This is a genomic window from Paenirhodobacter ferrireducens (assembly GCF_004022265.1).
Lineage (GTDB): Bacteria > Pseudomonadota > Alphaproteobacteria > Rhodobacterales > Rhodobacteraceae > Rhodobacter > Rhodobacter ferrireducens.
Map to the genome: position 1 here is coordinate 65,193 of NZ_SAVB01000014.1, position 18,504 is coordinate 83,696.

Annotated in this window: 15 protein-coding genes; 6 read left to right on the plus strand and 9 right to left on the minus strand. The window is 68.6% G+C overall.

Annotated elements, in window-relative coordinates; translation table 11 throughout:
• The first annotated feature begins 45 nt into the window (after positions 1 to 45).
• Positions 46 to 2,052, plus strand: coding sequence for an acetyl-CoA carboxylase biotin carboxylase subunit (locus EOW65_RS11105; RefSeq protein WP_128149402.1), 2,007 nt, complete (start codon positions 46 to 48; stop codon positions 2,050 to 2,052).
• Positions 2,053 to 2,167: 115 nt separating this feature from the next.
• Here EOW65_RS11105 and EOW65_RS11110 read toward each other — a convergent pair whose 3' ends face one another.
• The gene (locus tag EOW65_RS11110) at positions 2,168 to 2,608 is read right to left on the minus strand and encodes a DUF4174 domain-containing protein (protein WP_128149518.1); all 441 of its coding nucleotides are present in this window, start codon (positions 2,606 to 2,608) and stop codon (positions 2,168 to 2,170) included.
• Between the two features lie 255 nt (positions 2,609 to 2,863).
• Here EOW65_RS11110 and scpA point away from each other — a divergent pair, with 255 nt between their 5' ends.
• Entirely contained in the window at positions 2,864 to 4,993 is a 2,130-nt protein-coding gene (gene scpA, locus EOW65_RS11115; RefSeq protein ID WP_128149404.1) for a methylmalonyl-CoA mutase, read from the plus strand.
• A gap of 130 nt (positions 4,994 to 5,123) precedes the next feature.
• Here scpA and nhaA read toward each other — a convergent pair whose 3' ends face one another.
• Complete coding sequence (gene nhaA, locus EOW65_RS11120) at positions 5,124 to 6,314, minus strand: Na+/H+ antiporter NhaA (protein WP_128149406.1); 1,191 nt, start codon at positions 6,312 to 6,314, stop codon at positions 5,124 to 5,126.
• A 272-nt stretch (positions 6,315 to 6,586) separates the two neighbouring features.
• Between nhaA and EOW65_RS11125 the strand changes: the two genes are divergently transcribed.
• Genes EOW65_RS11125 through EOW65_RS11135 form a run of 3 tightly spaced genes read left to right on the plus strand, consistent with a single transcriptional unit; the run spans position 6,587 to position 8,734 of the window.
• A complete protein-coding gene (locus EOW65_RS11125) occupies positions 6,587 to 7,297 on the plus strand; it encodes a molecular chaperone DjiA (RefSeq protein WP_128149408.1) in 711 nt (236 codons plus the stop codon).
• Positions 7,278 to 8,294 carry an endonuclease/exonuclease/phosphatase family protein gene (locus EOW65_RS11130; protein WP_128149410.1) on the plus strand — a complete coding sequence of 339 codons (1,017 nt, stop codon included), beginning with the start codon at positions 7,278 to 7,280 and terminating at the stop codon, positions 8,292 to 8,294. The genes EOW65_RS11125 and EOW65_RS11130 overlap by 20 nt, the downstream gene beginning before the upstream one ends.
• A gap of 17 nt (positions 8,295 to 8,311) precedes the next feature.
• Positions 8,312 to 8,734, plus strand: a complete 423-nt coding sequence (locus tag EOW65_RS11135) for an AAA+ family ATPase (protein WP_206364060.1) — start codon at positions 8,312 to 8,314, stop codon at positions 8,732 to 8,734.
• Here the strand turns inward: EOW65_RS11135 and EOW65_RS11140 are convergent, their stop codons facing one another.
• The 6 genes from EOW65_RS11140 to EOW65_RS11165 form a co-directional block, all read right to left on the minus strand.
• Positions 8,735 to 10,294: a Ppx/GppA family phosphatase gene (locus tag EOW65_RS11140; protein WP_128149412.1), complete on the minus strand. Its 1,560-nt coding sequence runs from the start codon at positions 10,292 to 10,294 to the stop codon at positions 8,735 to 8,737. It lies immediately after the preceding gene.
• Between the two features lie 49 nt (positions 10,295 to 10,343).
• Positions 10,344 to 12,506: an RNA degradosome polyphosphate kinase gene (locus EOW65_RS11145; RefSeq protein ID WP_128149414.1), complete on the minus strand. Its 2,163-nt coding sequence runs from the start codon at positions 12,504 to 12,506 to the stop codon at positions 10,344 to 10,346.
• Positions 12,507 to 12,556: 50 nt separating this feature from the next.
• On the minus strand, positions 12,557 to 13,234 hold the full coding sequence (locus EOW65_RS11150; RefSeq protein WP_128149416.1) for a P-loop NTPase family protein: 678 nt from the start codon (positions 13,232 to 13,234) through the stop codon (positions 12,557 to 12,559).
• Position 13,235: 1 nt separating this feature from the next.
• Positions 13,236 to 14,336, minus strand: coding sequence for an AI-2E family transporter (locus EOW65_RS11155; protein ID WP_128149418.1), 1,101 nt, complete (start codon positions 14,334 to 14,336; stop codon positions 13,236 to 13,238).
• Between the two features lie 75 nt (positions 14,337 to 14,411).
• Positions 14,412 to 15,599: an acetyl-CoA C-acyltransferase gene (locus EOW65_RS11160; protein WP_128149520.1), complete on the minus strand. Its 1,188-nt coding sequence runs from the start codon at positions 15,597 to 15,599 to the stop codon at positions 14,412 to 14,414.
• Between the two features lie 14 nt (positions 15,600 to 15,613).
• Positions 15,614 to 16,381 (minus strand): SDR family NAD(P)-dependent oxidoreductase, encoded by a 768-nt coding sequence (locus EOW65_RS11165; protein WP_128149420.1) that lies wholly within the window; start codon positions 16,379 to 16,381, stop codon positions 15,614 to 15,616.
• Between the two features lie 142 nt (positions 16,382 to 16,523).
• Here EOW65_RS11165 and EOW65_RS11170 point away from each other — a divergent pair, with 142 nt between their 5' ends.
• Positions 16,524 to 17,507: an AraC family transcriptional regulator gene (locus EOW65_RS11170; RefSeq protein WP_128149422.1), complete on the plus strand. Its 984-nt coding sequence runs from the start codon at positions 16,524 to 16,526 to the stop codon at positions 17,505 to 17,507.
• Here the strand turns inward: EOW65_RS11170 and EOW65_RS11175 are convergent.
• Positions 17,504 to 18,409 (minus strand): helix-turn-helix domain-containing protein, encoded by a 906-nt coding sequence (locus tag EOW65_RS11175; RefSeq protein WP_164880071.1) that lies wholly within the window; start codon positions 18,407 to 18,409, stop codon positions 17,504 to 17,506. The two genes, EOW65_RS11170 and EOW65_RS11175, sit on opposite strands and share 4 nt — an antisense overlap.
• Between the last annotated feature and the right edge of the window lie 95 nt (positions 18,410 to 18,504).

Sequence of the window (18,504 nt, forward strand, 5' to 3'; positions counted from 1 at the left end):
AGAAGGCGCGGAACGGTATCCCGCGCCTGGAGGGAAGGGACTGACATGTTCAAGAAAATCCTGATCGCAAACCGCGGCGAGATCGCCTGCCGCGTGATCAAGACGGCGCGCAAGATGGGGATCAAGACGGTCGCCGTCTATTCCGACGCCGATGCGAACGCGCTGCACGTGAAGATGGCCGACGAGGCGGTGCATATCGGCCCGTCGCCGGCGAACCAGTCCTATATCGTGATCGACAAGATCATGGACGCGATCCGCAAGACCGGCGCCGAAGCGGTGCATCCGGGCTACGGCTTCCTGTCCGAGAACATGAAGTTCGCCGAGGCACTGGAGAAGGAAGGCGTCGTCTTCATCGGGCCGCCCTCGACCGCGATCGAGGCGATGGGCGACAAGATCACCTCGAAGAAGCTGGCCAAGGAAGCCGGCGTCTCGACCGTTCCGGGCTACATGGGCCTGATTGCCGACGCCGAGGAAGCGGTGAAGATCTCGAACGAGATCGGCTATCCGGTGATGATCAAGGCTTCGGCCGGCGGCGGCGGCAAGGGCATGCGCATCGCCTGGAACGAGCAGGAAGCCCGCGAAGGCTTTGAAAGCTCGAAGAACGAGGCCGCGTCGAGCTTTGGCGACGACCGCATCTTCATCGAGAAGTTCGTGACCCAGCCGCGCCACATCGAGATCCAGGTGCTCGGCGACAAGCACGGCAACTGCGTCTATCTGCACGAACGTGAATGCTCGATCCAGCGCCGCAACCAGAAGGTCATCGAAGAGGCGCCCTCGCCCTTCCTCGACCCGGCGACGCGCAAGGCGATGGGCGAGCAGGCCGTCGCGCTGTCGAAGGCCGTGGGCTACACCTCGGCCGGCACCGTGGAATTCATCGTCGACGGGAACAAGAACTTCTACTTCCTCGAGATGAACACCCGCCTGCAGGTGGAACATCCGGTCACCGAACTGATCACCGGCGTCGACCTCGTCGAGCAGATGATCAACGTCGCCTATGGCCGCGAGCTGCCGTTCAAGCAGGCGGATCTGAAGATCAACGGCTGGGCGATCGAAAGCCGGCTCTATGCCGAAGACCCCTATCGCAAGTTCCTGCCGTCGATCGGCCGGCTGACCAAGTACCGTCCGCCGGTCGAAGGTCCGACGCCGCGCGGTGGCATCGTGCGCAACGACACCGGCGTGTTCGAGGGCGGCGAGATCTCGATGTATTATGACCCGATGATCGCCAAGCTCTGCACCTGGGCGCCGACGCGCCTCGAGGCGATCGAGGAGATGCGGCTTGCGCTCGACACCTTCGAGGTCGAGGGCATCGGCCACAACCTGCCCTTCGTCGCGGCGGTGATGGAGCATGACCGCTTCATCAAGGGCAACATCACCACCGCCTTCATCGCCGAGGAATATCCGGACGGCTTCCACGGCGTCGAGCTCGACGAAGAGACGCTGCGCAACGTGGCGGCCGCCGTCGCGGCGATGAACCGCGTCACCGAGATCCGGCAGTCGCGGATTTCGGGCACGCTCGGCAATCACGAGCGCAAGGTCGGCGACGAATGGGTGGTGACGCTGCAGGGCCGCGAATACCATCTGAACGTTGCAGCCGATCACGAGGGATCGACCATCACCTTCGAGGATGACGGCGGCCACAAGCGCGTCACCTCGGACTGGGTGCCGGGCCATTCGCTCGCCACCCTCGACGTCGGCGGCCACCCGCTGGTGCTGAAGATCGGGCTGATCCCGATGGGCTTCCGCGTGCGTGTGCGCGGCGCGGATCTGAAGGTGCACATCCGCACCCCGCGCGCCCACGAGCTGGCCCAGCTGATGCCCGAGAAGCTGCCGCCGGACACCTCGAAGTACCTGCTCTGCCCGATGCCCGGCCTGATCGTGAAGATCTCGGTCGCCGAGGGCGAGGAGGTGCAGGAAGGTCAGGCGCTGGCCACCGTCGAGGCGATGAAGATGGAGAACATCCTCAAGGCCGAGCGTGCGGGCGTGGTGAAGAAGATCAACGCGGCGCCCGGCGCCTCGCTCAAGGTCGACGACATCATCATGGAGTTCGAATGATGCAACGGCGGTCGCCGCGGAGGAGGGGGGCCGAGTGCCCCGCCGCCCCGGCGGCCGCCGGCGCATGCATTCCGACCTGCCGCGGGGCCGTAAGGCCCCCGGTGTTCTTTTCGGGTCAGTATCCCGTGGTCATGCCGCTGCCGGCGCCGCGCCGGATCTCCTCGCGCCGGATCGGCATCTTGTCGATCGCGCCGATGATCTCGCGCCCGTTCCAGGGCAGGGGCTTGCGGGCCGCGATGGTGCCGTCCTTCTCGATCAGCACCAGCGAGAAGCCGCGCGGGCGCAGCTTGCGGCGCAGTGCGCTCATCGGTTCGGGCGTGGTGTCGGTAATGACGACGACGTCGCGCGCGGCCAGTTCCGGCCAGCGCGCCGCAATCGCGGCCATCTGTTCGGCGAAGGCCGGGTCGGCCGTGCTGTCGGCAAAGACAACGACGGGGCGCTTTTTCCAGACATACGTGGCAAGATCGGCTTCGGCCCCGGGGACCGGGGCGAAGGCCGGCGCGGCCGCGGGGGTGTCGGCGGTGTCTTCGGCACGGGCCGGGGCCAGCACCGTCATCAGCGCGAAAGATGCTGCTGCCAAAAGGCACAAGGGTCTGATGCGGGGTCTCATGCGGGGCCTCCTCGGGGCAACTATAGGGGCTTGCCGGCGTGGGGGCCATGGCCCGGCGCGGGGGGCGAAGGATTTTCCGGCCGCCCGTTGACGGGGCCGGGGTGAGGAGCGTGACCGTGGCGCAAGGCGTCGCCGCGGCTGCAGGGTTGAAGGGACGCCACCCGGCCCCGGCCGGGCGGTGCTGAGAGAAGGGATCGTTCGATGACGAACAAGAAAGAGGATTGGGCCAAACTTGCCCAGAAGGAGCTCAAGGACCGGCCGCTCGACAGCCTGACCTGGAACACGCTCGAAGGGATCGAGGTGAAGCCCCTCTATACCGAGGAGGACACCGCAGAGCTGCCGCATCTGGGCACTCTGCCGGGCTTCTCGCCCTTCACCCGCGGCGTGCGCGCCACGATGTATGCCGGCCGCCCCTGGACGATCCGGCAATATGCGGGCTTCTCGACCGCCGAGGAGAGCAACGCCTTCTACCGCAAGGCGCTGGCCGCCGGGCAGCAGGGCGTCTCGGTCGCCTTCGACCTCGCGACGCACCGCGGCTATGACAGCGATCACCCGCGCGTGGTGGGCGACGTCGGCAAGGCCGGTGTGGCGATCGACTCGGTCGAGGACATGAAGATCCTGTTCGACGGCATTCCGCTCGAAAAGGTCTCGGTCTCGATGACGATGAACGGCGCCGTGATCCCGGTGCTGGCGAACTTCATCGTCACCGGCGAGGAGCAGGGCGTGCCGCGCGAGAAGCTCTCGGGCACGATCCAGAACGACATCCTCAAGGAGTTCATGGTCCGCAACACCTATATCTATCCGCCCGAACCCTCGATGCGGATCATCGCGGACATCATCGAATACACCTCGAACGAGATGCCGAAGTTCAACTCGATCTCGATCTCGGGCTACCATATGCAGGAAGCCGGCGCGAACCTGGTGCAGGAGCTTGCCTTCACCATCGCCGACGGCCGCGAATATGTCCGCACGGCGCTTGCCCGCGGAATGGACGTTGACGCCTTCGCCGGCCGTCTGTCGTTCTTCTTCGCGATCGGCATGAACTTCTTCATGGAAGTCGCGAAGCTGCGCGCCGCGCGTCTGCTGTGGTCGCGCGTCATGGCCGAGTTCAACCCGAAGAAGCCGGGCTCCTCGATGCTGCGCACCCACTGCCAGACCTCGGGCGTGTCGCTGCAGGAGCAGGACCCCTACAACAACGTCGTGCGCACCGCCTACGAGGCGATGGCGGCGGCGCTTGGCGGCACGCAGTCGCTGCACACCAACGCGCTCGATGAGGCGATCGCCCTGCCGACCGAATTCTCGGCCCGCATCGCGCGCAACACCCAGCTCATCCTGCAGGAAGAGACCGGCATCACCCATGTCGTCGATCCGCTCGCGGGCAGCTACTACGTCGAAAGCCTGACCGCGCAGCTGGTCGACGAGGCGTGGAAGCTGATCGAGGAAGTCGAGGAAATGGGCGGCATGACCAAGGCCGTGGCCTCGGGCATGCCGAAGCTGAAGATTGAGGAATCGGCGGCCAAGCGCCAGGCGATGATCGACCGCGGCGAGGAAGTGATCGTCGGCGTGAACAAGTATCGTCTCGCCAAGGAAGAGCCGATCGACATTCTCGACATCGACAACGTCAAGGTCCGCGAGGCGCAGATCGCGCGGCTGACCAAGATGCGGGCGACGCGGGACGAGGCGGTCTGCCAGGCGGCGCTCGCCGAGATCACCCGGCGCGCCAAGGAAGGCGGCAACCTGCTCGAGGCCGCGGTGGATGCGGCGCGGGCACGCGCCTCGGTTGGAGAGATCTCGATGGCGATGGAAGAGGTGTTCGGCCGGCATCGGGCCGAGGTGAAGACGCTCGCCGGTGTCTATGGCGCGGCCTATGAGGGCGACGCGGGCTTCGAGCAGATCCAGAAGGACGTCGAGACCTTCGCCGAGGAAGAAGGCCGCCGTCCGCGCATGCTCGTCGTGAAGATGGGGCAGGACGGCCACGACCGCGGCGCCAAGGTGATCGCCACGGCCTTTGCCGACATCGGCTTCGACGTCGACGTCGGGCCGCTGTTCCAGACCCCGGAAGAGGCGGCGCAGGACGCGATCGACAACGACGTGCATGTCGTCGGCATCTCGTCGCAGGCCGCGGGCCACAAGACGCTGGCGCCGAAGCTGATCGAGGCGCTGAAGGAAAAGGGCGCGGGCGACATCATCGTGATCTGCGGCGGCGTGATTCCGCAGCAGGACTATGATTTCCTCAAGGCCGCCGGCGTGAAGGCGATCTTCGGGCCCGGCACCAACATCCCGGCCGCGGCACGCGAGATCCTCGACATCATCCGCTCCACCCGTACCTGAGGGCGGCACGGCATCCGAAACGAGAAGAGGGGGGCGCTGCCCCCCTCTTTGCTTTCAGCAAATTCACCCCCCGGGATATTTCGGGCGATTGGAAGCGGGACGGGCGCGTGCGCCCCGTCCCGGGTGCGCCTCAGGCGTCCTCTTCCTCGTCCGCGGCATTGGGATCGGTCCTTGCGAGGCGCAGCACCGCATAGCCGAGCACCGCCGAGATCAGCGAGCCCGCAAGCACCCCCATCCGCACCGCGTTCATCTTGTCGTCGGTCTCGAAGTTCAGCGAGCCGATGAAGAGCGACATGGTGAAACCGATGCCGGCGAGGCAGGCGATGCCGTAGAGCTGCACCCAGGAGGTGGCGGCGGGCAGGCGGGCGACGCCAAGTTTCACCATCGCCCAGGTCGCGCCGAAGACGCCGAGCTGCTTGCCGAGCACGAGGCCGAGCGCGATGCCGAGCGGCAGCGGCTGGAACAGATCGCCGATGCCCATGCCCGAGAGGTTCACCCCGGCATTCGCATAGGCGAAGATCGGCACGATCAGGAACATCACGTAAGGGTGCAGCGCATGTTCGAGCGAATGCGCGGGCGATTTGCCGTAGCGGTCCTTGAGCGGGATGAAGAAGGCGGTGACGACGCCCGCGAGCGTCGCGTGCACGCCCGATTTCAGCACCAGCACCCAGAGCACCGCACCGAGCAGCAGCGTCGGCGCCAGGCGGTGACCACCGGTCAGGTTGCGCAGCAGCATCAGCGCGAGCGGGATCAGCGCAAGCAGCAGGTAATGCGTCTTCAGATGTTCGGTGTAGAAGATCGCGATGACGAGGATCGCGCCGAGGTCGTCGAGGATGGCGAGGGTGAGCAGGAAGATCTTCAGCCCCGCCGGCACCCGGGTGCCAAGGAGCGCGACGACGCCCACGGCAAAGGCGATGTCGGTCGCGGTCGGGATTGCCCAGGCCTTGGCATTGGCCGCATCGCTCCAGTTGAAGGCGAGGAAGATCAGCGCCGGGGCGAGCATGCCGCCAAGCGCCGCCACCCCGGGCAGCACCACATTCGCGGGTTTCTTCAGCCGGCCCTCGACGACCTCGCGTTTGAGTTCGAGCCCGACCAGCAGGAAGAACACCGCCATCAGACCGTCGTTGATCCACAGGATCAGCGGCTTGGACAGGCCGTCATCGCCCAGAAGGACGGAGAACTTCGTATCCAGCACATTGGTGTAGAGCGTCGACAGGCTCGAATTCGCGGTCAGGAAGGCGAGCACCGTCGCCAGCATCAGGACAATCCCGCCTGCCGCCTCGTGCTGAAAAAGTTTCTCGATACGAAGTAGCGCCTTCATCCTGTCCCCTCGGTCGTTTTTGGAATAGTCCCCCCGCAAATGGGCGTGAAAGGGGTCGGATTTCAACCCTGTGATGGCGAAAACCGGCTTTGGACATCGGAAAAAGCGGGATTGCACAGCCGGCAGGCAACGGGCAGTGTCGCGCCGGAACAGGAGCCGCGGCGATCCGCGCCGCGCCGCTCTGCTCCCGCGCCGGCGGCAGGCGGCCGATTTCCGGGGCGGGCGGATGCGGAGCGGGTGCATTGGCGCGGCGGAACGGGTAGGATCGGGCCATGGACAAGCCGCTTTCCCTCTGGGGCCGCATCGCAGCGGCGGTCAGCGCCCTCACGCGGGGCGAGGGGCTGTCATCTGTCTTCGATCAGCTGCGCAGCCCGCCCGAGCGCTCAGTCGCCTTCACCATCGCGGTGATCGCGCTCGGTGCGAAGATGGCGAAGGCCGACGGGCAGGTGACGCGCGACGAGGTCGCGGCCTTCCGGCGCATCTTCCAGATCCCGCCGGGCGAGGAGGCGAATGCGGCGCGGGTCTTCGACATGGCGCGCACCGATGTCGCGGGCTTCGATGCCTATGCGCGCAAGATCGCGGCGATGTTCGGGCCGGGCAATCCGGTGCTGAAGGACCTGCTCGAGGGGCTGTTTGCCATCGCCATGGCCGACGGCAGCTATCACGAGGGCGAGGACGCCTTCCTGCAGGAGGTGGCGCGGATCTTCGGGCTCGAGGACTGCTGCTTTGCCGCGTTGCGCGCTGCTTTCGTGCCCGATGCCGAGCCCGACCCCTGGACCGTGCTCGAACTGCCGCCCGGCACGCCGCTGCCCGAGGTGCGGGCGCGCTGGCGCGATCTGGTGCGCGAGGCCCATCCCGACCGTGCCATCGCGCGCGGCCTGCCAGAGGAGGCGGTGCGGCTGGCCGAGGCGCGGGTGGTGGCGCTGAACCGCGCCTGGGACGATCTGCAGGCAAGGGGCAGGGATGCGGATCGCCACCTATAACGTCGAGTGGTTCACCAATCTCTTCGACCGACGCGGCCGGTTGCTCGACGACGATCAGTGGTCGTCGCGCTACAACGTGACGCGGGCGCAGCAGCTCGGCGGGCTTGGCATCGTCTTCACCGCGATCAATGCCGATGCGGTGCTGATCGTCGAGGCGCCCGACGACAATTCCCGGCGCAAGACGGTGCCGATGCTGGAAAGCTTTGCCGCCTATTTCAACCTGCGCCAGCGTCGCGCGCTGATCGGCTTCTCTAACGAGACGCAGCAGCAAATCGCGCTGCTCTATGACCCCGATGCGGTGAGCGCCGTCTTCGATCCGCAGGAGGGCACCGAGGACTGCCCGCGCTTCGACCGCAGCCTGAAGATCGACCTCGACATCGACGACACGCTCGACACCGTGACCTTCTCGAAGCCGCCGCTCGAGGTGGCGCTGACCACCAGGGCGGGCAAGACGGTGCGGCTGATCGGCGTGCACATCAAGTCGAAGGCGCCGCATGGCGAGGTCGATCCGACCTCCGAGGTGCGGATCGCGATCGAGAACCGTCGCAAGCAGCTGGCCCAGTGCATCTGGTTGCGCCGGCGCATCGACGCGCATCTCGATGCGGGCGACAGCCTGATCGTGCTTGGCGATTTCAACGACGGGCCGGGGCTTGACGAATACGAGCAGCTGTTCGGCCGTTCGGGGCTCGAGATCGCGGTGGGCGAGGGGAGCCCGCCCGAGCGGCGGATGCGCGATCCGCATGCGCGGCTGCGCCATGGTGGCCATTCGCTCGCCGCGCAGCCCGCCTCGGCGCGGTTCTGGCTGCCCGAGGCGCATCAGTATTTCTCGGCGATGCTCGACTATGTGCTGCTGTCGCCCGACCTGTGTGCCGACGATCCGGCCTGGCGGATCTGGCACCCGTTCGACGACCCGGTCTGCTATCGCACGCCAGAGTTGCGCGAAGCCTTGCTGCAGGCGTCGGATCATTTCCCGGTGACGGTGGACATTCCGATCTGAGCCCCCATATCGGGGGCATGAACCGGATTGCTCTCATCGCCCTTCTGGGCAGCCTTACCCTGACCCCGGCGCTGGCCGAGGAGGCGCCCGCCGGGCCCGGAGCCGAGCCTCCGGCCTCCGAGGAGGAGGCACCGGGCCTGATCGAGCAGGGCGCGCGGCTGTTCCTGCGCGGGCTGATCGAGGAGATCGGGCCGCAGGTCGACGAGATGACCGCAGGGATCGAGGAGGCGGCGCGCAAGCTGGGTCCCGAGCTCGAGCGGCTGATGGCACTGGTCGATGACGTGAAGAATTACGAGCCGCCCGAGCGGCTGCCGAACGGTGACATCGTGATCCGCCGCAAGGCCGGTGCGCCGCCGCCCCCGCCGCTGCCGGAGGGCAAGGATGCGGCGCCCGACACGGATGTCCCCGCCGTGCCGGAAGGGCCGCAGATCGACTTGTGATCAGCCTTCGGGGCGCAGCACCACCGGCGTCGCCTTCAACGCCGCGGCCAGCGCGCCGAAGCGCGCCTCGACGACCTCGCCGAACAGCCCCGCGCCGCGTTTCGTCAGCTTCAGCTCGAGCGCGTTCTTCTTCGCCTTGTAATCGAGCGCGCCGACATCGGCCGGGTCCTCGATGGTGAACATCGCGGCGAAGCGCATCGCCTTGCCCAGCACCTCGGCCTCCTGGATCTGCTCGGGGGTGAGCAGGGCGAAAAGCGGCTCGAAGCGCGAGCCCGCGCGCGAGTTCTTGTAGCGGTGCAGCAGCGCAAGCCCGACGAAGACGCGCTCGGGATGGCTCAGCGCGGCAAGGTTGGCGCGGGTGACATTGTCGAAGCACGCCTCGGCGCGATAGTCGGGATGGGTGCGCCAGGTGGTGTCGTGCAGCAGGCAGGCGGCGCGGTGCAGGCGGAAGATTTCGGGCGGCACCGGGCCGAACAGCGGCGCGATGAAGCTGTGCAGCTTCTTCCCGAATCCGGGCATCCGCGCCATCACCTTTTCCGAATAGCGGCAGGCCTCGACCAGCGGGTCGCGCTTGCGCAGCCGTTCGGGCATCTGCTCATAGAGCAGCCCCTCGCGGATGCCGTAGGAGGAGGTGTCGATCTCCTTCGGGCGGAAGGTCTCGATCAGCTCGCGCAGCACGAGGGCGGCCAGCGGCACGAGGTCCATGCGCGCCTGCGAGGTGCCGGTGCGGGCGCGCAGCGCGGCAAGATCGCTCTTCTCGATCCAGTCGAGCGTCTTCAGCAGGCTTTCGGGCTCCATCCGGTATTCGTGCAGCACCAGAAGCGGATAGTTGCGCCGTTCCATGTCGAGGCGTGCAATGGCGCGCCACGAGCCGCCGACCAGATAGATCCGGTCGTGCTCGGTGCCGACGGCCTGGGCCAGATCCGCGACGGCGGCGCGGATGTGGGCGACCAGTTCCTTGCGACCGCCCTTCACCTGTTGCAGCCGGAACGGGCCGAGCTGCGAGGTGGCGCGGCGGCCGACCCGGCCGTCGCCCACTTCGGCAAGCTCCATCGAGTTGCCGCCGATGTCGCAGATCAGCCCCTGCGCCTCGGGCCAGCCCAGAAGCACGCCCTGGGCCGACAGCCGCGCCTCCTCGGCGCCGTCGATGACATGCAGGTGCAGCCCCGTCTCCTTCTCGACAAGGCGCTGGAACTCGGGCCCGTCCTCGGCATCGCGCACCGCGGCGGTGGCAACGCAGGTCAGCGGGCCGATGTCCATGCCCTTCGCCAGCAGCGCAAAGCGCTTGAGTGCGGCGAAGGCGCGCTCGCGGCCCTGCGGGTTCAGCCGGCCGGTTTCGGCCAGCCCCTGACCGAGGCCCGCCATCACCTTCTCGTTGTAGAAATACGCCGGGCTGCGCGCCGCGCCGTCGAACACCACCATCCGAACCGAGTTCGAGCCGACATCCACGACGCCGACGCGGCTGAGCGCGCGGGCGGAGGGGTCGTCGAACAACGGCTTGCCGAATGCATCCCAGTCGTCGGCCAGTGCCTGGCGCGGGGCTTCGGTCTTTCCGATCATCTTTCGTCCTGCCGTGAGAGCGCCTGTGCGCGCCGGTCCAAACTAGCGCCTAGTCGGTGCTGTGGGCAAGCTCGGGCACGTCCTTTGCCCCTGCCGATCCGCGGCCGGAGAGCGAGGGGTTCTCCATGAAGAAGCGGTGGCAGGAGAACAGGTCCTGGCCCTCGGGCAGGTGGCGGATGAAGCGGCCGTCGGGTTGCAGGATCCAGCTTTGTGCCTCGTCGGCCATGTTCGCCGCCATGATCTGGCTGAGGATCTGCGCCTTCACCGTGTCGTTCTTCGCCTCGATCAGCGTTTCCACGCGGCGGTTGAGGTTGCGCCCCATCCAGTCGGCCGAGCTGAGGAACACCCGCGCCTTCTTCGAGGGCAGGCCGTGGCCGTTGCCGAAGCACACGATGCGCGAATGCTCGAGGAAGCGCCCGACGATCGACTTGACCCGGATATTCTCGCTCAGCCCCTTGATCCCCGGCCGCACGCCGCAGATGCCGCGGATGACGAGCGAGATCTTCACCCCCGCGGCGCTGGCGGCATAAAGCGCGTCGATCACCTCGGGGTCGATCAGGCTGTTCATCTTTGCCCAGATCTCGGCCGGTCGGCCTGCCTTCGCATGTTCGCCCTCGGCGCGGATCAGCTCGAGCAGTCGCGGCTTGAGCGAGATCGGCGAGATCGCGAGATTCTCGAGCCCCTCGGGCTGGACGTAGCCCGAGAGGTAGTTGAACACCTTCGTCGCATCGCGGCCAAGCGCCGGATCGCAGGTGAAGAGGCTCAGGTCGGTGTAGATCTTCGCGGTGATCGGGTGATAGTTGCCGGTGCCGAAATGGGTGTAGGTGACGAGCGCATCGCCCTCGCGCCGCACCACGGTCGAGATCTTCGCATGCGTCTTCAGGTGCATGAAGCCATAGACGACATGCGCGCCGGCGCGTTCCAGCCGGCGCGACTGGCGGATGTTCGCGGCCTCGTCGAAGCGCGCCTTCAACTCCACCAGTGCCATCACCGACTTGCCGTTCTCGGCCGCCTCGCACAGCGCGTCGACGATCGGGCTGTCCTTCGAGGTGCGATAGAGCGTCTGCTTGATCGCCAGCACGTTCGGGTCGTTCGCCGCCTGCTGCAGGAAGCGGATGACCATGTCGAAGGTCTCGTAGGGGTGGTGCAGCAGCATGTCCTTCTGCCGGATCGCGGCGAACATGTCGCCATCGTGATCCTGCACGCGCTCGGGCACGCGCGGGGTGAAGGGCGGCCAGAGCAGGTCGGGGCGCGAGGACAGCACCAGCTCCTTGAGGTCGGCGACGCCCAAGAGGCCCTTGACCTCGACGACCTCGTCGCGGTCGACGTGCAGCTCGTCCATGATCAGCGAGCGCAGGCTTTCGGGCGCGCCCGAGGTGATCTTCAGCCGGATCACCTGACCGCGGCGGCGCCGCTTCAGCGCGGTCTCGAACTCGCGCACCAGATCCTCGGCCTCGTCCTCGACCTCGAGGTCGCTGTCGCGCAGCACGCGGAAGGCACAGGAGCCGGTGTCGGTATAGCCCGGGAAGAGCGAGCCGAGATGCAGCATCAGCAGCTCTTCGAGCGGCAGGAAGCGCGCCTCGCCGGGCAGCCGCACGAAGCGGTCGATCTGCTGGGGGATCGGCAGCAGCGCCTGCAGCCGGCGCTTGTCGGTCTGCCGCTCGAGCTCCAGCGCCAGACAGAAGCCGGTGTTCGGGATGAACGGGAAGGGGTGCGCCGGGTCGATGGCGAGCGGCGAGAGCACCGGAAAGACCTTGGCGAGGAAGTGCTCGGCCAGGAAATCGCGGTCTTCCTTGGTCAGCTTGCCGCGGCTCAGGATGTGGATGCCGGCGGCCTCCATGCCCCGGCGCAGCGCGTTCCAGGTGGTCTGCTGCGTTTCCATCAGGCGGCGCGCGTCGGCGTTTATCAGCGCCAGCTGTTCGGAGGGCGTCAGTCCGTCGTCCGAGGGGATGACATTGCCCTCGCGCACCAGTTCCATCAGCCCCGCGACGCGCACGGTGTAGAACTCGTCGAGATTGGTGGCCGAGATCGACAGGAAGCGCAGCCGTTCGAGCAGCGGCACCCGCGGATTCGCGGCCTCTTCCAGAACCCGCCAGTTGAAGGCAAGCCAGCTCAGCTCGCGATTGAAGAAACGACGCGGGCCGGCGACCTCCTCGGGCGGGAGCTCGACAGCGGCGGGGAACGGGGTCTTGAGGAAATCTGCCTGGGTCATGGAGCGCTTATGGATCTGAAATGTAATGGCTCGGTGACAGTCTGCGCGTCTCAGCCGAGACTGTCCAGCACCTCGGCGGCCATCGTCCGGGTGACCGGCCGGCCCTCGGCGACGGCGCGGGCATCGAGCGCGGCGACGATCCGCCGCGCGGTGCCGAGCGAGCGGTCCATGCGGGTGACGAGCCAAGGGATGAGGCTGTGCGGCACCTTGGTCTGGCGGTCGGCGAAAAGCTTGACCAGCACCGCGGACAGCAGCGCATCGTCGGGTGGCGTGATCCGCACCGAGGCGGTGGCCTCCATCCGGCTGGCGAGATCGGCGAGCGTCAGGCCCCAGTCGCGCGGCGGCGCGGCGGCGGTCAGCAACAGCCGCCCGCCCTCGGCCTGCATCAGGTTGTGCAGGTGAAACAGCGCGGCCTGCGCGGCGGGGCTGCCGGCGACGCGCTGCGCATCCTCGACGACGCAGGCGCCGGCGCGGACGAGGGCAGGGGCGGCCTCGTCGGTCAGGCCGGCCGCGGCCACCACCGGCACACCGCCCTGGGCCTCGGCCCAGATCGCGGCCAGATGCGACTTGCCCGCGCCCTCGGGCCCGATCAGCAGCATCCGCCCCGAGGGCCAGCTTTCGGGCGCATCAAGCGTGGCGAGCGCAAGTGCGTTCGCGGGGGCGACGAAGAAATCGTCGCGGCCCCGTGCAGAGCGCACGGGCAGGTCGAGGATCAGCTGGCGGATCATCTCAGGCGCCTTCCGTTTCGTCGGCGAGGGTCGCGGGCTGCTCCTGCAGCGCCTCGATCCCCCGGTAGAGCCGGCCCTCCAGATACCGGTCAAGTGCGAAACGGGCAAGCACCCCGATTACCGCGGCGACCGGCACGGCGACCAGCATGCCGACGAAGCCGAAGATCGTGCCGAAGGCAGAAAGCGCGAAGATCAGCCACAACGGGTGCAGCCCGACCGACGAGCCGACGAGGCGCGGGGTGATGACGTTGCCTTCGAGGAACTGGCCGGCGACGAAGATCCCGGCGACGATGCCGATCGACATCCAGTCGCCCCAGAACTGGTAGAGCGCGAGCCCGATCGACAGCACCCCGCCGATCACCGCGCCGACATAGGGGATGAAGGTCAGCCCGCCGGCGATCGCGCCGGCGATCAGGCCGAAGTTCAGCCCGGCGAGCATCAGCGCGATGGCATAGAAGCTGCCGAGGATCAGGCAGACCGAGACCTGCCCGCGCACGAAGCCCGAGAGCACCTTGTCGATCTGGCGCGCGATGGCGCGGACCTGCTCGGCATGGTCGCGCGGCAGCCAGCCGTCGACCTTGGCCACCATCCGGTCCCAGTCGAGCAGCATGTAGAAGGCGACGACCGGCACCACGACGATGAAGACGACGAAGTTCACCACGCTCATCGCCGAGCTGAGCACGGTCTGTGCGAGTTCGCCGCCGCGCGCCTTCACCGCCTCGCCGAGCGACAGAAGCGTCTCGTTCACCACCGAGCCGGGCTCCATCATCGAGGGGAAGCGGGCGGTGAGGAATTCCTGCAGATGCAGCGCCATCTCGGGCGCGGTGGCGACCAGCTGGCTGAGCTGGCGCACCAGCATCGGGATGACGGCAAGGCCGATCACCACGAAGGCGAGGGTGGCAATCAGCGCGATGGTACCGGTGGCGAGCGCCCGCGACAGCCCCAGCCGTTCCAGCCGGTCGGCGACCGGGTCGAGGAAATAGGCGATGGCGCCGCCCACGAGGAAGGGCAGGATCACCGCGCCCAGCCACCACAGCGCGGCGAAGAAGATCACCGCGGCGATCCCCCAGTACGTCAGTTGCGCGCGTGCGGGCAAGGCCATGGCTCCTCCGGTCGGGCAGTCTTTCCCAGATTGCCGTTTCCGCGCGGATTTTCAAGGCCGTGCCGCGCCGCGGCGTCAAGACAGGCGTTCGATCGCCATCGCCGTGGCCTCGCCGCCGCCGATGCACAGCGAGGCGACGCCGCGGGCAAGGCCGTGGGTTTCGAGCGCGGCCAGCAGCGTCACCAGCACCCGCGCCCCCGAGGCACCGATCGGGTGGCCAAGGGCGCAGGCCCCGCCATGCACGTTGACCTTGTCATGCGGCAGGTCGAGATCGCGCATCGCCGCCATGGCGACGACGGCGAAGGCCTCGTTCACCTCGAAGAGGTCGACATCGTGCAGGTCCCAGCCGGTCTTCTGCGCCAGCTTGCGCATCGCGCCGATCGGCGCGGTCGGGAACAGGTTCGGCCGGTCGGCGTGGGTGGTCTGCCCGACGATGCGCGCGCGCGGGCGCAGGCCGCGCCGCTCGGCCTCGGAGGCGCGCATCAGCACCAGCGCCGCCGCCCCGTCGGAAATCGACGAGCTGTTCGCCGCGGTCACCGTGCCGCCCGGGCGGAAGGCGGGCTTCAGCCCGGCGATCTTGTCGGGGCGGGCCTTGCCGGGCTGTTCGTCGGTGTCGATCCGCGCCTCGGCCCGGCCCCGTTTCACCGTGACCGGGGCGATCTCGCCGGCGAAACGGCCCTCGCGGATCGCCGCCTGCGCGCGGGCGAGCGAGGCGAGCGCGAAGGCGTCCTGCGCCTCGCGGCTGAACTGATAGGCCTCGGCGCAATCCTCGGCGAAGGTGCCCATCAGGCGGCCGCGGTCATAGGCATCCTCGAGCCCGTCGAGGAACATGTGGTCAAGCACCGCGCCATGGCCCATGCGCAGCCCGGCCCGCGCCTTCGGCAGCAGGTAGGGGGCGTTCGACATGCTCTCCATGCCGCCCGCGACGATGATCTCCGCGCCGCCCGCGACGATCTGTTCATGGGCGAGCATCGCGGCCTTCATCCCCGAGCCGCACATCTTGTTCACCGTGGTCGCGCCGGCGCCAAGCGGCAACCCGGCGCCAAGGCCCGCCTGCCGCGCCGGGGCCTGGCCCTGGCCCGCGGGCAGGACGCAGCCCATCACCACCTCCTCGACCATCTCGGGCGCAAGACCCGCCCCGGCCAGCGCCGCGGCAATCGCTGCCGCGCCAAGCTCGGCCGCCGTCGCGCCGGCCAGATCGCCCTGAAACCCGCCCATCGGCGTGCGCGCGGCGCCGACGATCACGATCGGATCGCGCTCCATCCCTGCGGCCCCGCTCATTTCGGCGCCATCCGCAATGCGCCGTCGAGGCGGATCACCTCGCCGTTCAGCATCCGGTTCTCGCAGATGTGGCGCACCAGCGCCGCATATTCCGCGGGCTGGCCAAGCCGGGCCGGGAAGGGAACCGAGGCGCCAAGGCTTGCCTGCACCTCCTCGGGCAGCCCGGCCATCATCGGCGTGCGGAAGATGCCCGGCGCGATGGTGACGACACGGATGCCGCTGCGGGCAAGTTCGCGCGCCGCGGGCAGGGTGAGCGCCGCGACGCCGCCCTTCGAGGCCGCATAGGCCGCCTGACCGATCTGTCCGTCGAAGGCCGCGATCGAGGCGGTGTTGACGATCACCCCGCGCTCGCCATCCTCGCCCGCCGGGTTCCGGGCCATCGCAGCGGCGGCCAGACGCATCATGTTGAAGGTGCCGATCAGGTTCACCCGGATCGCGCGCTCGAAGCTTTCCAAGGCATGCGGGCCGTCGCGGCCGAGGATCTTCTCGCCCGGGGCGATGCCCGCACAGTTCACCAGCGCATCGACCCGCCCGAAGGCGTCGCGTGCCGCGTCGATGGCCGCCTTCCCCTCGGCCTCGCTCGTCACGTCGGTCCGCTGGAACCGTGCGGCATCGCCCAGCTCCGCTGCGCTCGCTGCCCCCGCCTCGGCGTTGACATCGAGCAGGACGGCCCTCCCGCCGCCAGAAACCACCATCTGCGCCACCGCGGCGCCGAGCCCCGAGCCCGCGCCGGTGATCAGGAACACCCGATCCTCGATCTGCATTGTCTCCTCCCTCTCGTGGCCCGGGCGCCGCAGCGCACCGAGCCGGGGACAGGATCGCGCGGTGCAAGGGTTGCAGACAATGACATTCAGGATCACATTGTGTGATCGGAAATGCCATGACCGGCCGGGCAGGGAGAATGTGATGGAACGGCGGATGATCGCGCCCGGCTTTGTTGAGGACGCGCTGGCTTGCCTCGCCGCGCAGGGGATCGAGGCGGCGCCGCTGCTGCGCAAGGTCGGGCTCCCCGCGGTGGTGGCGGATCCGATCACCGGGGCCGAGTTCGGGGCGCTCTGGCTCGCCATGGCCGAGGCCGCGCGCGACGAGTTCTTCGGCCTCGGCGCGCGGCCGATGCGGCCGGGCAGTTTCGCGCTGATGTGTCAGGCGGCGCTGCACACCGGCACGCTTGGCCATGCGCTGCGCCGGGCGCTGCGCTTCCTGAACGTGGTGCTGGACGAGCCGCAGGGGCGGCTGGTGGTGCAGGGCGCCGAGGCCGAGGTGGTGCTGTCCTCGACCGCGCCCCGCAGCGCCTTCGCCTATCGCACCTATTGGCTGATCCTGCTCGGCCTTGCCTGCTGGCTGATCGGGCGGCGGATCCCGCTGCGGCAGGTGGAATTCGCCTGTCCGGCGCCGGCGCATCGGGTCGATTACCGACTGTTCTTCGGCGCGCCGGTGCATTTCGACCGCAAGGCGAGCCGGCTGAGCTTTGACGCGGCTTATCTGGCGCTGCCGGTGATCCGCTCGGAACGTGCGCTGAAGGTGTTCCTGCGTGGGGCACCGGCAAACCTTCTGGTGCGCTATCGCCACGATGCGGGGCTGGCGGGGCGGCTGCGCGCCGAGCTGCGCGCCGCGCCGCCCGGGCAATGGCCGGGGGGCGAGGAGCTGGCGGCGCGCTTCGGCCTGTCGCCCGCGACGCTGCGCCGGCACTTGAAGGCCGAGGGGCAGGGCTTTGCCGCGATCCGCGACGAGGTACGCGCCGTCGCGGCGCAGCGGCTGTTGCGCGACAGCGACCGCCCCATCGCCGCGATCGCGGCCGAGCTGGGCTACAGCGAGCCCGGCGCCTTCCACCGGGCCTTCCGCAAGTGGACGGGTCTCAGCCCCGGCGCCTTCCGCGCCGCCGCGGGCTAGCGCGCGCGGGCGGCGCGCAGCGTGGCCGAGGGCGGCTCGCCGAAGTGCGCGGCATAGCCCGTCGAGAACCGGCCCAGATGCACGAAGCCCCATTTCATCGCGACCTCGGTGACGGTGGTGTCTTCGGAGGCCGCCCGAAGGTCGCGCCGCGCCCCGTCGAAGCGTTGCCGGCGCAGCCAGTCCACCGGGCCGATGCCCACGCTTTGCGCGAAGGCGCGGCGCAGCTCGGCGACCGGCACGCCCAGCTCGCGGGCGAGCACCGTCACCGAGGGGGTTTCCAGCTCGCCCCGGCGCAACAGCGCCTCGGCACGGCGAAACAGCCGGTAGTCGCGCCGCGCCGCACCGCCATGGAAGGCCGCGCCGAAGCGCGCGCGGTGCCACAGCTTGCCGAGGTTGTAGAAGGCAAGCTCGGGGATCAGCGCCGAGACCGCCCCGGGCGCGTCGAGCAGCATCACGAACCATTCGGCCAGCGCGCGCATCTCGGCCGCCTCGGGCAGGGCGAGGAAGGCCGCATCCAGTGCCATCCGTCCCGCGGGCACGCCCTGACCGGCGGCGAAGGCCTCGGCATCGGCCTCGACCATCAGGATCTCGGTGCCGGCCGGCAGTTCCGCCAGATGCTCCTCGCCGCCGCGGATGAAGCCGGTGAGTCCGCCCGCGCAGGACTCGGCGTTGAAGCGCCAGGGCGCGGGGGCGGCCAGCGCCTGCACGAAGATCACCTTGCCCTCGGGCGGTGCCGTGCTCTGCTCGACGCCGATCTCGAGCCGTTCGCGCGAGATCGTCAGCCCGGGCAGGGAAAGCCGGTCGATCGCGCCGCGATAGGCGCCGGGCTCGCTTTGCACATAGCGCTGCGACCAGCCGGCCAGACCGCGCTCCTGCTCGGCGCTGTCGCGGAAGGTCTGCACGCTGCGGCTGGCGGGAATCGGCTGCAAGGGGCACCGGGGGCTGAACGGATGGGGACCTCTCCATCGCCGGGCCGGGGCGGGGCTGTGTAAAGATG